The sequence below is a fragment of the Cupriavidus sp. 09_S30 genome, from assembly GCF_056930435.1.
In genome coordinates this window covers 4,130,696-4,145,721 of the sequence record NZ_JBXOWI010000001.1, presented here as the reverse complement: position 1 = coordinate 4,145,721, position 15,026 = coordinate 4,130,696, and the positions used below count along the sequence as shown (strand labels likewise).

Genomic DNA, 15,026 nt, shown 5'->3' with positions numbered 1-15,026 from the left:
GTGTCGGCAGTTTACCGGCCCAGCACAAACGACTATATTGCACGCTTGCATTACCAACGCGCATTCTAGACGCCACCTGCCATGCGGCTTCGCTCGCCCTCGATGTCGGAACTGCACGCCTTCGCCGCCGCCGCGAAGCTGGGCAGCTTCACGCGCGCGGCGGACCAGCTATGCGTGACCCAGGGGGCAATCAGCCGGGCCATTGCCCGGCTCGAGGCACATTTCGGCCAGCCCCTGCTACAGCGCAATGCCCATCGCATCGTGTTGACCGCGGCGGGACGCACCCTGCTCGATGCCGTGGCGGAACCTCTTGCCGCCATCGAACATGCCAGCGCTACCCTGCTCGCCAGCGACCGCCGCCACACGCTGACGCTGTCGGCGGTGCCCACGCTCGCAAGCGTCTGGCTGGTGCCACGGCTCCCCGATTTTCACAGGCAGCATCCTGGCATCGTGCTGAACTTCGTGCCCTACCAGCGCGATGAAGATCTGTCGGGCCCGGCGCCCGACGCAGCCATACTGGCCGGCACCGCGGGCCAATGGCCGCACTGGCAGGCCGACTACGTCATCGGCAACGAGGTGGTGCCCATCTGCCACCCCGCGCGCGCCGCGGCCCGCGCTGCCGAAGGCCGCTGGCAGCACCCTGCCGAGCTGTTGGACGAACCGCTGCTGCACCACACCAGCGCGCCGGCGAACTGGCAGCACTGGATGCAGGCCGCAGGCGTACCCAGTGCTGCGCCTAAGCTGTCCACAGGCTTCGACCAGGTCTCGATCCTGGTGCAGGCCGTCAAGGCCGACATGGGGCTGGCCGTGCTCCAGCGATGCCTGGTGCGCGATGAAATCGCGGCTGGGAACGTGGTAGCCCCCTTCGACCTGCCGATCCGGCTTCAGCGTGGCTACTATCTGTGCGCACCGCGTGGACGCGCCCATCCGGCGCTCGACCACTTTCGGGAATGGCTGCTGGATATTGCCGCCAAGGATCCAGACGTCATCGCAAGCAGCTCGAATTATTCTCCATACGAATAACTCGATAAAGAGACTGGCACTTTAAATTTGTCGCCGGAATTTCCCTGATGAATTTTGATGGGGTCAGATCTGACAGGGTGAAATTCGGGCTGGCCGGGACGGTGCCGGCACCCGGGCCGTGCTCCAGCGCTGCCTGCTGCGCGATGAAATCGCAGCCGGGAACATGGTGGCCCCCTTCGACCTGTCCGCAAGCGGCCCGAATTATTCGCGCGAGAAATGATGCAAAGAAAATTCGGTGCGCTTGATTTGTCGCTTGAATTTATCCGCTGGATTCTGATGGAATCAGAGCTGACAGGGTGAAATTCGGGCTGGCGGGAACTCCGTGGACACACACCCGATTCGGGGAATTCTCATGCAGGCGGCCGCTGGCCGTGCTCCAGCGTTGCCTGGTGCGCGATGAAATCGCGGCCGGAAACGTGGTGCCCCCTTCGAACTGCCGATCCGACTTCAGGGTGGCTACTATGTGTGTGCGCCGCGTGGCCGCGCCCATCCGGCGCTCGACCACTTTCGGGAATGGCTGCTGGACATCGCCGCCAAGGATCCCGATGTCATCGCAAGCAGCCCGGATTATTCCCATGACGAATGACACGATCATGAGACTAGCTCATTAAATTTTCCACTTGAATTTCCATGACGAATTCTGATGGAATCAGAGCTGACAGAGTGAAATTGGGGTGGGCCGGGACGCTGCCGACACTCGATTCGGAGAATTCTGGTGCAGGCGGTCAAGGCCGACATGGGGCTGGCCGTGCTCCAGCTTTGCCTGGTGCACGATGAAATCGCAGCCGGGGACGTGGCGGCCCCCTTCGACCCGCCTGTCTGGCTTCAGTGTGGGTACTATCTGTGTGCGCCGCGTGGCCGCGCCCATCCGGCGCTCGACCACTTTCGGGAATGGCAGCTGGATATTGCCGCCAAGGGTCCGGACGTCATTGCAAGCGGCCTATATTATTCTCAGGACGAATGACGTAATCAATAGGCTAGCGCGTTCAATTTGTCACTTGAATTCCCTTGATGAATTCTGATGAGATCCGAGCTGACGGGGTGAAATTGGGGCTGGCCGCGACGCTGCCGACACTCGATTCGGGGAATTTTGGTGCAGGCGCTCAGGGCCGACATGGGGGGCTGGCCGTGCTCCAGCGTTGCCTGATGCGCAATGAAATCGCGGCCGGAAATGTGGTGGCCCTCTTCGATCTGCCGGTCCGACTTCAGCGTGGTTACTATTTGTGTGCACCGCGTGGCCGCGCCCATCGGGCGCTCGACCACTTCGGGAATGGCTGCTGGATGTCGCCACAAAGGATCCGGACGTCATCGCAAGCAGCCCGAATTATTCTCACAAGAAATGATTCCAAGACAATATTTGCACGTTTGATTTGTCGCTTGAATTCTTTCGCTGGATTCTGATGGAATCAGAGCTGACAGGGTGAAATTCGGGCGGGCCGGGACTCCGTGGACACCCGATTCGGGGAATTTTCCGTGCCACCCCCACCCCTCTGCGGCGAATCTGCGCGAAAAAAGCGTCAAATAATTCTATCCAAGAATGAATAACGGCCCGCATTGCGGGCCGTTATTCATCATGCATATTTCCGGTGGCGAACGCACAACCCAGCGCTATGCCGCCTTCTTGGCCAGCCCCAGGTAGGTCTCGATCACACGCGGATTGGCTGCCAGCTCCGCGGCCGGCCCTTCCATCGCCATGTCGCCGGTCTCGATGACATAGCCGTAGTCCGCCACCTGCAGCGCGGCACGGGCATTCTGCTCGATCAACAGCGTCGCCACCCCGGTGCGACGCAGTTCGCTGATGATGTGGAAGATCTCCTTGACGATCAGCGGCGCCAGTCCCAGGCTCGGTTCGTCCAGCATCAGCAGCTGCGGCTTGGCCATCAACGCGCGTCCCACCGCCAGCATCTGGCGCTCGCCGCCGGACAGCGTGCCCGCCTCCTGCCTGGCACGTTCCTTGAGCCGGGGGAACAGCTCATAGACGACTTCCTTCTGATCCAGGAAGTTCTTCTCGCCGGCGCGCTTGCGACGGAAGGCGCCGAGCAGCAGGTTGTCTTCCACGCTCATCGAAGAGAACAGCTCGCGCTTCTCAGGCACCAGGCACATGCCGCGCGAAACGCGGCCCTCCACCGGGATGCCCGCCATATCGTGGCCCAGGTAGCGCACCTCGCCGCTGGCCGAGCCGCTGGACGGCAGCGCGCCCATGATGGCGTTGAGCATGGTCGACTTGCCCGCACCGTTCGGTCCGATCACCGTAACGATGCGGCCCGCCTCCACCTTCAGGTTCGCGCCGTGCACCGCCTCGACCTTGCCATAGCGCACGTGCAGGTCCTTCACTTCCAGGATCAGGCTCATTTCCGCTCCACCGTCATTCCACGCCGCCCAGGTAGGCTTCCAGCACCGCCGGGTCCTTCTGCACGTCCTCGGGCACGCCTTCGGCGATGCGCGTGCCGAACTCCATCACCACCAGCCGGTCGGTCAGGTTCATCACGAAGTCCATGTCGTGCTCGACCAGCAGCACGCTCATGCCTTCGCCCTTGAGTTTCTTCAGCAGCACCGCCAGTGCCTGCTTCTCCTTGTAGCGCAGGCCGGCCGCAGGCTCGTCGAGCAGCAGCAGCGCCGGGTCGCAGCACAGCGCGCGCGCGATTTCCAGGATGCGTTGCTGACCCAGCGCCAGGCTGCCGGCCTCCATGTACATGCAGTCCGCCAGCCCCACGCGCTCGAGCTGCCGCGCGGCCTCGAACAGCAGCTTCTCCTCCTCGGCGCGGTTCATGCGCAGCACCGCGGCAGAGACGCCGCCCTGCGCACGGAAGTCGCCGCGCAGGTGCGCGCCGATGGCGACGTTCTCGAGCACCGTCATGGTCGGCAGCAGGTGCACGTGCTGGAAGGTGCGGCCGATGCCGCGCTTGACGATCTCGCGCGACGGCAGGCTCGAGATCACCTCGTTGCGGTAGCGCACTTCGCCACGCGTGACGGGCAGCACGCCAGTCACCAGGTTGAAGGTGGTGGACTTGCCCGCGCCGTTCGGCCCGATCAGGCCGATGATCTCGCCCGCGCGCACCTGGAAGCTGACGTCGTTGACCGCCACCAGCCCGCCGAACTCCTTGCGGGCGGCGCGCACGTCGAGCAGCAGCTCGCCGGCAGCCGGCTTGGGCCGCACTGCCAGCGCGGGCGCCTGCTCGGGCGCCGTCACCGGCGGCGCGGAAGGGAACAGCTTCTTCAGGAAGGGCCAGATGCCATCGCGCGCATGCTGCAGCAGCAGCACCAGCAGCACACCGAAGACGATGATCTCGAAGTTGCCGTTGGCGCCCAGCAGCTTGGGCAGCACGCCCTGCAGCACGTCCTTGAGGATGGTCAGCGCAGCTGCCCCGAGCACCGCGCCCCAGACGTGGCCGACGCCGCCCACCACCGCCATGAACAGGTACTCGATGCCGTAGTTCAGCCCGAACGGCGTCGGGTTCACTGCGCGCTGCAGGTGCGCGTACAGGAAGCCCGACACGCAGGCCAGCATGGCCGCCACGACGAAGATCACCACCTTCATCCAGGCCGTATCGACGCCCATCGCCTCGGCCATCACGCCACCGCCCTTGAGCGCGCGGATGGCGCGCCCAGGCCGCGAATTGAGCAGGTTCTGCATCGCCACCACGGCCAGCAGCACCACGGCCCAGATCAGGTAGAACATGGCACGGCCGGAACCCAGCTCCATGCCGAACAGGCTCAGCACCGGGATGCCGTTGAGGCCGTCGTACTTGCCGAGGAAATCCAGGTTGCCGAACAGGAAGAACAGCGACAGGCCCCAGGCGATCGTCGCGAGCGGCAGGTAGTGCCCGGACATGCGCATCGTGATCAGGCCGATCACATAGGCCGAGGCCATCGTGATCAGCAGCCCGACCAGCAGGCCGAGCCAGGGCGACAGGCCGAGCTGCGTGCTCAGGTAAGCGGTGCTGTACGCACCGAGGCCCACGAAGGCGGCCTGCCCGAAGGAGGTCATGCCGCCCACGCCGGTCAGCAGCACCAGGCCGACGGCCACGATGCTGTACAGCCCGATGTAATTGCCCAGCGTGATCCAGTACTCCGGCGTGGGCAGCGCCGGCAGCAAAGCCAGGAACAGCGCGAAGACGAGCGCCATCACGCGGTTGCGGGTCAGCCCGCCGCGGGAACCCGCCACGGCCTGCTGCTTGTCGGTCAGCATCGTCATCGCTTATTCCTCTTCCTCGACAGGTTTGCTGTTCAGCGAGCGCCACAGCAGCACGGGAATGATCAGGGTGAAGACGATGACCTCTTTGAAGGCGCTCGCCCAGAACGAGGAGTAGGACTCCAGCAGGCCCACCAGCAATGCGCCTGCCGCAGCCACCGGATAGCTCACCAGCCCGCCCACGATCGCACCGACGAAGCCCTTCAGGCCGATCAAGAAACCGGACTCGTAGTAGACCGTGGTCAGCGGCGCGATCAAGATGCCGCACAGCGCGCCCATGGCCGCGGCCAGCGTGAACGACAGCCGTCCGGCCTGCGTGGTGCCGATGCCGACCAGGCGCGCGCCGAGGCGGTTTACCGCCGTAGCGCGCAGCGCCTTGCCGGTGATGGTGCGCTCGAAGTAGAAGTAGAGCGCGGCGATCATCACCGCCGACATGCCGACCACCCACAAGCTCTGCCCGGATACCATCAGGCTCCCCAGGTTCCAGTTCGCCTCGGAGAAGGCCGTGGTGCGCGAACCTTCCGCGCCGAACATCACCAGCCCAAGCCCGACCATCGCGAAGTGCACGCCGACCGAGACGATCAGCAGCACCAGCGTGCTGGCCTCCGCGAGCGGCTGGTACGCCAGCCGGTACAGCATGGGCCCGATCGGGATCACGATCAGCAGCGTCAGCGCGACCTGCGCCAGCATCGGCATGGGCACGGCGCCGAAGCGCTGCGCCAGCAGGTGCACGGCCAGCGGGAACAGCAGATACTTGCCCGCCAGCACCGCCAGGCGGCGGCCCGCGCTGCGGCGCAGTTCGGCACTGCGCATCACCGTCGCGCACTCGTACAGGAAGGTCAGCACGCCCATCACGAGCACCAGCCAGCTCGTCTGCGGGGCATGGCCTGACTGGATCGCAGCCAGTGTCAGCGCCCCGTAGGCAACGAATTCCCCTTGCGGGATGAAGATGACGCGGGTCACCGAGAACACCAGCACCAAGGCCAGCGCCAGCAGCGCGTAGATCGCGCCCGAGGTGATCCCGTCCTGCGCCAGGATGGCGGCAATCGAGAGGTCCATTGTCTCCCCGTATCGTTGAAATGCCTGCCAGCTTCGGAGGGGGCGGACAGGTCGGGACGGCCGGCTTGGCCTGACCCGGAATGGGCCACCTATGCGTTATCGCAAGGGGTCATAAAATGGTAAATGATTTACGCATAGCGTAAATCCAGGGCAACCCTAGCATGGCGCAGCGCGGCAAAACGGATCAGTGCGCCGCACCGGCAACGCTCGCTTGCCATCCTCCCCGGGTCCCGCCCGCCAGACAGCGCCGCCCAGCGCACCGCAACAGACGGGGGGCCATTCGACCAGGCGCAACTTATTAACACATTAAGCATCATGCAGAGGCGGGATGGTGTCAATCTGGGTAGGCCCGCCTCTTGACCTCCGCCCTCCGCTGCCGGCGCCCGAAAAAAAAAGCGCATGGATTGTCCATGCGCCTTCTATCGCGACGCGGCTGGCCGCCGGATCTAGTTGCCCTGCAGCTTCCAGGCGCCGTTGGTAATCTGCACCATCACGCGCGCACGCTGGTCCAGGCCGAGGTGGTCGGTCGGGCTCATGTTCATGATGCCGTGCGAGATCGGCAGTTCCTTGGTCTGCTCCATGGCATCGCGCAGCGCCTTGCGGAATTCCACCGTGCCCGGCTGCGCGCCCGACTTCAGCGCAATCGGGATGGCCCGCTGCAGCAGCAGGCCCGCATCCCAGGCGTGGCCGCCGAAGGTCGAGACCTGGCCGCCGAAGGCCTTCTCGTAGGCCGTCTTGTAGGTCATCGCCGGCTTCTTGACCGGGTTGGTGTCAGGCAGCTGCTCGGCCACCAGCAGCGGACCGGCCGGCAGGAAGGTGCCCTCGCAATCCTTGCCGCAGACGCGCAGGAAATCGCCATTGGCCACGCCGTGCGTCTGGTAGATCTTGCCCTTCCAGCCGCGCTCCTTCAGCGTCTTGGCGGGCAGCGCGGCGGGCGTGCCCGAGCCGGCGATCAGCACTGCATCCGGATTGGCTGCCATCATCTTGAGCACCTGTCCGGTCACCGAGGTATCGGTGCGGGCGAAGCGCTCGTTGGCGACGACCTTGATCTTGCGCATGCCGGCCACCTTGCCGAACTCCTCGGCCCAGCTATCGCCGTAGGCGTCCGCGAAGCCGATGAAGGCCACCGTCTTCACGTTGTGGTTGGTCATGTGCTCGGCGATCGCCGTCGCCATGTGCGAATCGTTCTGCGGCGTCTTGAAGGCCCACTTGCGCTTGGCATCCATCGGCTCGATGATGCGCGCCGAGGCGGCCAGGGTGATCATCGGCGTATCGTTCTCGGCCACGATATCCACCATGGCCAGCGCGTTCGGCGTCACCGTCGAGCCGATCATGGCGTCGACCTTGTCCTCGCTGATCAGCTTGCGCGTGTTCTTGACCGCTGTAGTCGTGTCCGAAGCATCGTCCAGCACGATGTACTCGACCTTCTTGCCGGCGATCTCCTTGGGCAGCAGCGAGATGGTGTTCTTCTCGGGAATGCCGAGCGAGGCGGCAGGTCCGGTGGCGGACACCGTGACGCCGATCTTGACCTGGGCGCTGGCCGTGCCGGCGAACAGGGCGGCCGCGGCCATGGCCAGCAAGCTGGCGCGCTTGAATTTCATCGTGTCTCCTTCGTTTGCTGCAAACGGAAAGGCGTCCGCCCGGCTCCGGCCGGGCGGACGCCTTATTTCTTGTCAGACCGGATGCAACGCTGGCGCCCGGCTACAGCATGGAACGATCGTTTCCGTTCCGATTTTCCCGTCCTGCGCGTCTTTCCCCCGGATGCGCAGATCGCAATTCGCCGACCGCTCGGTCGGGAATGCGAAATGAGTCTAACACAGCGACTTTGCGCCTAGAGACCGGATTTACCCGGATCGGCGCGCACGCAACGGGCGCGCAACAGGCACACAACAGCGGTGGCCGGCCACCGCCTCACACCGCCTCAACCGGCGAAGGCATCCCAGGCAGTCTTGGCGATCAGCGCCGCGACCACCACGATGAATGCCTTGCGCACGAATCGGCTGCCGTGGCGCAGGGCCAGCCAGCTGCCGATCTGGCTGCCCGCCACATTGGCCACCGCCATGCCCAGCCCGAGCTGCCACCAGACATGGCCCTTGGCCGCCAGCAGCAGGATCGCCGCGAGATTGGTGGCGAGGTTGACCACCTTGGTCGAAGCCGAGGCGTGCAGGAAGTCATAGCCGAATACCCGCACGAACACGATCATCAGGAAGCTGCCCGTACCGGGGCCGAAAACGCCGTCATAGAAGCCGATCGCCGCGCCGGCCAGGATCGCCGCGGCGCGCTCCTTGCCGCCGCTCAGCGTCGGCGCGTGCTCGCTGCCCAGGTCCCGCTTGGCCACGGTGTAGACCAGCAGCACGAGCAGCACGAAGGGCAAGGCCTTGCGCAGCGGGCCGGCCGGGATCAGCGTCAGTGCCCAGGCACCGGCCATCGCGAACGCGAAGGCCGAAACCATGGCCGGCGCGGTCGCGCCCCAATGGATGCGCACGCTGCGGCCGTAGCGCAATGCGGCGTTCGCCGTGCCCGCCAGCGACGACACTTTGTTGGTGCCGATCAACGTCGCCGGAGAGAGATTGGGAAAGGTCGAGAACAGGGCGGGGATCTGCACAAGGCCGCCACCGCCGGCAACGGCATCGATCAGGCCGGCGCAGAACGCGGCCACCGCGAGAAAAGCGAACTCCATGGTCCAGGAATACGGTCTGAAGAATGACAGCAGGAAAAAAACGGGGGAAAGCCCGGCGGCGGCTTGCCGGCAGGGGCCGGCCGGCTTCAGCCCAGCCGCTTTGTGGCAGGCGTCAGCGCACGGCGCCACATGCCCGCCGCGTCCGGCGCGAAGCCGGCTGGCGGCGCGGCCGCCCCCACTAGCCCGGGCGCGAGCAGCAGGTGGCGGATGCCGTGCGCGCGGCACCAGTCCGCCAGCACCTCGCAGCAGGCAGCAAGCCCGTCCGCACTGGCGCCACCCTCGGCATCTTCGTCGCCCCCCCACCACTCGAGGGCCAGCGCGGCCAGCCCGCCCAGCGCCAGGCTGGGCACCAGGCTGAACGGCAGGCAGCCGGACAGCCGGCCATCCCGCTCCAGCAGCAGGCAGCCCCCCTGCTCCGCGCGGCCGAGCACGGCCTCGAGCAGCAGCGCACGGCCTCGCTGCTCCGGCACCGGCAGCGGCCGGGCCTGGTCGAGCCAGGACGCCAACATGGGAATATCGGCGGCGACAGCCGGGCGCACGATCGGCACCGGCAACGCCGAGGAAGGGAATGCGGAAGCGGGAGTGGGCGGGGAAAGCGGTGAGGAAGACATCGGAGGTCCGCGGCAAGCCCGCATTGTCTCACAGGGCTCGGGGGCCACTTGTGGAGAATGCACCACATCCGTGCAGACTGGCGGCTTAATGTGCCTTGAAAGGCGCCGCACAATGAAAAAAGGCGTTGCCGAGGATCACTCGACAACGCCCTTTATTTTATTGGCACAGCGACCCGACACCGGGTGCGCGCCTATCGTCTCCTCGCTTCCGCCTCCAAGTAATCTGCGAAAACCGTATATGGAATGTAACGAAGCGGTGCGTTCGGGACAAGCTAGCAAAAACCCTAGCCCCAAAATCGGGCATGTCTGAAAAACATCACTCCGGCTTCCGTCCCAGGCGTGCCAGAAGTTCCCCCATGATGCCGCGGCGGAAGGTCAGCACGCAGATGACGAAGATCACGCCGGTCACGGTGGTGACCGACTCGCCCAGCGCATTGAACCAGCCGGCGCCCGTCACCGAGGCCAGGAAACTGCCGATATCGCCCAGCTTGTTCTCCAGCGCCACGACCACGAAGGCACCGGCCAGCGGCCCCGACAGCGTGCCCAGGCCACCCACCAGGGTCATCAGGATCACCGAGCCCGACATCGACCAGTGCACATCGCTCAGGGTCGCGAAACCGAGCACCAGCGCCTTGATCGCCCCGGCCAGCCCCGACAGCGCGGCCGACAGCACGAAGGCCTGCAGCTTGAAGCGGTCGGTATCGTACCCCAGCGAGACCGCGCGCGGTTCGTTCTCCTTGATGGCCTTCAGGATCTGCCCGAAGGGCGAGTGCACGGTGCGCACGATCAGCGCGAAGACCAGCACGAAGATCACCAGCGCCACGTAGTAGAGCGTCATGTCGCTGTCCAGCGGCAGCACGCCGAACAGCTTGCCGCGCGGCACGCCCTGCAGCCCGTCCTCGCCGCCGGTGAACGGCGCCTGGAGACAGAAGAAGTACAGCATCTGCGCCAGCGCCAGCGTGATCATCGAGAAGTAGATGCCCTGGCGCCGGATCGCCAGCGCGCCCACCACGTAGCCGATGGCCGCGCCCACCACGGTGCCCAGCAGCAGCCCTACTTCCGGCGTCACACCCCAGGCCTTCATCGCGTAGCCCGCCGCGTAGCTCGCCCCGCCGAAGAAGGCAGCGTGCCCGAAGGACAGCAGCCCGGTATAGCCGATCAGCAGGTTGAAGGCGCACGCGAACAGCGCGAAGCACAACACCTTGAGCACAAACACGGGATAGGCGCCGGCGAGCGGCGCGATGATCAGCCCCGCCAGCAGCAATCCATACCAAATCTTCTTCTGCACGCCTCGCCCCTCTTTTGCCTGACCCGCCCCGGCCATGCTGGCCGTCACGCCTGCCTGCTCCGCCTGCCCCGTGCGCCCGCTCGTCATTTTTCCCTCCCGAACAGGCCGGCCGGCCGCAGCAGCAATACGATCACCATGATGAAGAACACCACCGTGGACGAAGCCTCGGGATAGAACACCTTGGTCAATCCCTCGATCACGCCCAGTCCCAGGCCGGTGATGATCGAGCCCATGATCGAGCCCATGCCGCCGATCACCACCACCGCAAAGACCACGATGATCAGGTGCTGGCCCATCAGCGGCGACACCTGGATCACGGGCGCGGCCAGCACGCCGGCGAAGCCGGCCAGCGCCACGCCGAAGCCGTAGGTCAGCGTGACCATCAGCGGCACGTTCACGCCGAAGGCCTCGACCATCTTGGGGTTCTCGGTGCCCGCGCGCAGGTAGGCGCCGAGCTTGGTCTTCTCGATGATGTACCAGGTCGCCAGGCACACCACGATGGAGGCCACCACGACCCAGGCACGATAGTTCGGCAGGATCATGAAGCCCAGGTCGGTGGCACCCTGCAGTGCGTCGGGCGGCGAGTACGGCAGTCCGGAGACGCCGAAGATCGAGCGGAGCACGCCCTCGACCACCAGCGTGATCCCCAGCGTCAGCAGCAGGCCGTAGATGTGGTCGAGCTTGTAGATCCAGCGCAGCATGGTGCGCTCGATCACCACGCCCAGCACCCCCACGGCCAGCGGTGCCAGCACCAGCATCCACCAGTAGCTCAGGCCGGCGTACTCCATGCCCATCCAGGCCAGCACGGCGCCGAGCATGAACAGCGCGCCGTGCGCGAAATTGATGACGTTGAGCAGGCCGAAGATCACCGCCAGGCCCAGGCTCAGCATCGCGTAGAAGGCACCGTTGACCAGCCCCAGCAGCAGCTGGGACAGCATGGCGGGCAGAGGTATACCGAAGATGTCCATCGCGGGTATCGCCGTTTATCGCTGTATCGCGCCGCTGTGCGCGGCACTCCTTGCCCCGCCGCAGCGGCGGGCGCCGGGAAAGCGCGCCCTCGCCCGCCCGCGGCGGCATCGGCCCGTTTTCCCTTCCTGCGCCGCCTGTCAGGCTTCGCAGGATCCATTCCCGCGCATCGCCGTCGCCGGCGATGCGCACTGCCTCACATGCAGCCGCTTTACTTCTTCAGCAGCGGGCACTTCGACTCGGCCACCGTGGTGAAGGCCTGCTCGCCCGGAATGGTCGCCACCACCTTGAGGTAGTCCCAGGGCTTCTTCGACTCGGCCGGCGTCTTCACCTGCATCAGGTACATATCGTGGATGTTGCGGCCGTCCTGGCGGATGTAGCCCTTGGTGTAGAAGTCGTTGATCTTCATCTTCTTCAGCTCGGCCATGACCTTGTCCGGATCATCGGTCTTGGCCGCTTCCACCGCCTTCAGGTAGGTGCGCACTGCCGAGTAGTCGGCCGCCTGCAGGCTGCTTGGCATCTTCTTCATCTTGCCGAAGAAGCGATTGGCGAACTTGCGCGACTCATCGTTCATGTCCCAGTACCAGCTGTCGGTCATCAGCAGGCCTTCGGTGTTCTTCAGTCCCAGGCTGTGGATGTCGTTGATGAACATCAGCAGGCCGGCGATCTTCATCGTCTTGGTGATGCCGAATTCCTTGGCCGCCTTGATCGCGTTGATGGTGTCGCCGCCGGCGTTGGCCAGGCCCAGGATCTGCGCCTTCGACGACTGCGCCTGCAGCAGGAAGGAGGAGAAGTCAGAGGCCGACAGCGGGTGGCGCACGGAGCCGACCACGGTGCCGCCGTTGGCCTTCACCACCGCGGCCGTGTCGTTCTCCAGCGAGTGGCCGAAGGCGTAGTCGGCGGTCAGGAAGAACCACGACTTGCCGCCCTGCTTGACCACCGCGCTGCCCGTGCCCTTGGCCAGCGCCACGGTGTCATAGGCATAGTGCACGGTGTAGGGCGTGCACTCTTCGTTGGTCAGGCGAGCGGTGCCCGCGCCGATGTTGAAGTAGACGCGCTTCTTCTCGGAGGCGACCTTGTTCATGGCCAGGCCGGTGGCGGAGTTGGTGCCGCCGACCAGCAGGTCGAGACCCTGCTGGTCCATCCATTCACGTGCCTTGGAAGCCGCGATGTCGGCCTTGTTCTGGTGGTCGGCCGAGACCAGCTCGATCGGCTTGCCGAGCACCTTGCCACCGGCATCTTCGATCGCCATCTTGATGGCCTCGAGACCGCCGGGGCCGTCGATGTCCGCGTACAGGCCCGACATGTCGGTGATGAAGCCGATCTTGACGGCATCGCCCGACACCTGTGCCGCTGCCATACCCGATACCGTGCCCATTGCCAAGGCAGCCATCGCGGCCGCCAGCCGAGTCATCTTCATTGCATATCTCCTGAGTTGCGGCGGCATCCGCGCCGCCGATTCCTGCTCTTGCACCTTGCCTGTGACCCGACAACGCGGATCAGACCCCAAGCAGTTCATGCAGCACCGGCATCTTTTCCTGCAGCGCGTCGGCGGCGAAGCGCTCGACGATGGCGCCATGCTCCATCACGTAGAAGCGGTCGGCCAGCGGCGCGGCGAAGCGGAAGTTCTGTTCCACCATCACCACCGTGTAGCCCTTCTTCTTCAAGGTCAGGATCATGCGTGCCAGCGCCTGCACGATCACCGGCGCCAGCCCCTCCGAGATCTCGTCGAGCAGCAGCAGGTTCGCGCCCGTGCGCAGGATGCGCCCGACCGCCAGCATCTGCTGCTCCCCGCCCGAAAGCCGCGTGCCCTGGCTCTGGCGGCGCTCCTTCAGGTTGGGGAACATCTCGTAGATCTCGGCTTCGCTCATGCCCTCGCCCTGCCCTTTCAGGTGGGGCGGCAGCAGCAGGTTCTCCTCGCACGACAGGCTGGAGAAGATGCCGCGCTCCTCCGGGCAGTAGCCGATGCCGCAATGCGCGATCTTGTGCGTGGGCAGGTCGATGGTCTCGCGCCCGTTGACCTTGATCGAGCCCTTGCGCGCGCCGGTCAGGCCCATGATGGCGCGCAGCGTGGTGGTGCGCCCGGCGCCGTTGCGCCCGAGCAGCGTCACCACCTCGCCACGGTTCACCGTCAGGTCGACGCCGTGCAGGATGTGCGATTCGCCGTACCACGCGTGCAGATCGCGGATCTCCAGCGCGGGCGTGCCTTGCGTGCCCACTTGCGTGCTCATGTCGCTTTCCTCTCGCAGTGTTCGCGGTGTTCAGTGGGCGCCCTGCAGCTCGGCGTCGGCCGTGCCCATATAGGCTTCCATCACGCGCGGGTCCTTCGACACCTCGGCGTAGGGGCCTTCGGCGAGGATGGCGCCGCGCTGCAGCACGGTGATCTTGTCGGCGATTGACGAGACCACGTTCATATTGTGTTCGACCATCAGGATGGTGCGGCCGGCCGATACCTTCTTGATCAGCTGCGTGACGCGGTCCACGTCCTCGTGGCCCATGCCCTGCGTGGGCTCGTCGAGCAGCATCAGCTCCGGCTCCATCGCCAGCGTGGTGGCGATCTCCAGCGCGCGCTTGCGCCCGTAGGGCATGTTCACCGTCACCGTGCTGGCGAACTCGGTCAGCCCGACCTGATCCAGCAGCTCCATCGCGCGATCGTTGAGCACGTCCAGCGAGCGTTCGCTGCGCCAGAAATGCATGGCCGTGCCGAGCTGGCGCTGCAGGCCGATGCGCACGTTTTCCAGCGCGGTCAGGTGCGGGAACACCGCCGAGATCTGGAAGGAGCGGATCACCCCGCGGCGCGCGATCTGGGCAGGCTTCTCGCGCGTGATATCGATGCCGTTGAACAGGATGGTGCCGGAGGTCGGCTCCAGGAACTTGGTCAACAGGTTGAAGCAGGTCGTCTTGCCCGCGCCATTGGGACCGATCAGCGCGTGGACGGCACCGCGGCGCACGCGCAGGCTGACGTCGCTGACGGCGGTGAACCCCTTGAACTCCTTGGTGAGGTTCCGTGTTTCCAGGATGGTGTCCTGCTGATTCATAGTCTCCTGCCCGCCCTCTTGCTGGATGCCGGCTCGTGCCCGGCACTGACAAATGGTTGGAACCGTTGCGCCGCGTCGCATAGACGTCTTGTCCGCGCTTCGACCGTGTGCGGTGCGCCTTGGCCGCGCGCCGCACCTCTCTTATTTTTCTTGCCGCCATGCAGCGCCG

At 65.4% G+C, this 15,026-nt stretch carries 14 protein-coding genes and 1 pseudogene; 3 read left to right on the top strand and 12 right to left on the bottom strand.

Features of this window, described 5'->3' with window-relative positions; all coding sequences use genetic code 11:
- The first annotated feature begins 81 nt into the window (after positions 1-81).
- On the top strand, positions 82-1,023 hold the full coding sequence (locus AC1Z3O_RS19290; RefSeq protein ID WP_483517305.1) for a LysR substrate-binding domain-containing protein: 942 nt from the start codon (positions 82-84) through the stop codon (positions 1,021-1,023).
- Positions 1,024-1,282: 259 nt separating this feature from the next.
- Here AC1Z3O_RS19290 and AC1Z3O_RS19285 read toward each other — a convergent pair whose 3' ends face one another.
- Entirely contained in the window at positions 1,283-1,618 is a 336-nt protein-coding gene (locus AC1Z3O_RS19285; protein ID WP_483517304.1) for a hypothetical protein, read from the bottom strand.
- Between the two features lie 120 nt (positions 1,619-1,738).
- Between AC1Z3O_RS19285 and AC1Z3O_RS19280 the strand changes: the two genes are divergently transcribed.
- Positions 1,739-1,987, top strand: a complete 249-nt coding sequence (locus tag AC1Z3O_RS19280; protein WP_483517303.1) for a LysR substrate-binding domain-containing protein — start codon at positions 1,739-1,741, stop codon at positions 1,985-1,987.
- A gap of 123 nt (positions 1,988-2,110) precedes the next feature.
- Positions 2,111-2,366: pseudogene (locus AC1Z3O_RS19275) on the top strand (LysR substrate-binding domain-containing protein); the annotation flags it as partial.
- A gap of 265 nt (positions 2,367-2,631) precedes the next feature.
- Here AC1Z3O_RS19275 and AC1Z3O_RS19270 read toward each other — a convergent pair.
- The 11 genes from AC1Z3O_RS19270 to AC1Z3O_RS19220 all read right to left on the bottom strand — a co-directional run bounded on the left by AC1Z3O_RS19270 (position 2,632) and on the right by AC1Z3O_RS19220 (position 14,857).
- Positions 2,632-3,375 carry an ABC transporter ATP-binding protein gene (locus AC1Z3O_RS19270; RefSeq protein WP_483517302.1) on the bottom strand — a complete coding sequence of 248 codons (744 nt, stop codon included), beginning with the start codon at positions 3,373-3,375 and terminating at the stop codon, positions 2,632-2,634.
- Between the two features lie 13 nt (positions 3,376-3,388).
- Positions 3,389-5,218, bottom strand: coding sequence for a branched-chain amino acid ABC transporter ATP-binding protein/permease (locus AC1Z3O_RS19265; protein ID WP_483517301.1), 1,830 nt, complete (start codon positions 5,216-5,218; stop codon positions 3,389-3,391).
- 3 nt (positions 5,219-5,221) lie between these two features.
- The gene (locus AC1Z3O_RS19260; RefSeq protein ID WP_483517300.1) at positions 5,222-6,274 is read right to left on the bottom strand and encodes a branched-chain amino acid ABC transporter permease; all 1,053 of its coding nucleotides are present in this window, start codon (positions 6,272-6,274) and stop codon (positions 5,222-5,224) included.
- A 446-nt stretch (positions 6,275-6,720) separates the two neighbouring features.
- Positions 6,721-7,875, bottom strand: coding sequence for an ABC transporter substrate-binding protein (locus AC1Z3O_RS19255; RefSeq protein ID WP_483517299.1), 1,155 nt, complete (start codon positions 7,873-7,875; stop codon positions 6,721-6,723).
- A gap of 320 nt (positions 7,876-8,195) precedes the next feature.
- Positions 8,196-8,954: a sulfite exporter TauE/SafE family protein gene (locus tag AC1Z3O_RS19250; protein ID WP_483517298.1), complete on the bottom strand. Its 759-nt coding sequence runs from the start codon at positions 8,952-8,954 to the stop codon at positions 8,196-8,198.
- Between the two features lie 86 nt (positions 8,955-9,040).
- Complete coding sequence (locus AC1Z3O_RS19245) at positions 9,041-9,463, bottom strand: hypothetical protein (protein ID WP_483517297.1); 423 nt, start codon at positions 9,461-9,463, stop codon at positions 9,041-9,043.
- A gap of 418 nt (positions 9,464-9,881) precedes the next feature.
- The gene (locus AC1Z3O_RS19240) at positions 9,882-10,889 is read right to left on the bottom strand and encodes a branched-chain amino acid ABC transporter permease (RefSeq protein WP_483517662.1); all 1,008 of its coding nucleotides are present in this window, start codon (positions 10,887-10,889) and stop codon (positions 9,882-9,884) included.
- A 47-nt stretch (positions 10,890-10,936) separates the two neighbouring features.
- Complete coding sequence (locus tag AC1Z3O_RS19235) at positions 10,937-11,821, bottom strand: branched-chain amino acid ABC transporter permease (protein ID WP_483517296.1); 885 nt, start codon at positions 11,819-11,821, stop codon at positions 10,937-10,939.
- A gap of 209 nt (positions 11,822-12,030) precedes the next feature.
- Positions 12,031-13,239, bottom strand: a complete 1,209-nt coding sequence (locus tag AC1Z3O_RS19230; protein ID WP_483517295.1) for an ABC transporter substrate-binding protein — start codon at positions 13,237-13,239, stop codon at positions 12,031-12,033.
- Positions 13,240-13,318: 79 nt separating this feature from the next.
- Complete coding sequence (locus AC1Z3O_RS19225) at positions 13,319-14,050, bottom strand: ABC transporter ATP-binding protein (protein ID WP_483517294.1); 732 nt, start codon at positions 14,048-14,050, stop codon at positions 13,319-13,321.
- A 30-nt stretch (positions 14,051-14,080) separates the two neighbouring features.
- Entirely contained in the window at positions 14,081-14,857 is a 777-nt protein-coding gene (locus AC1Z3O_RS19220) for an ABC transporter ATP-binding protein (RefSeq protein ID WP_483517293.1), read from the bottom strand.
- Positions 14,858-15,026: the final 169 nt, after the last annotated feature.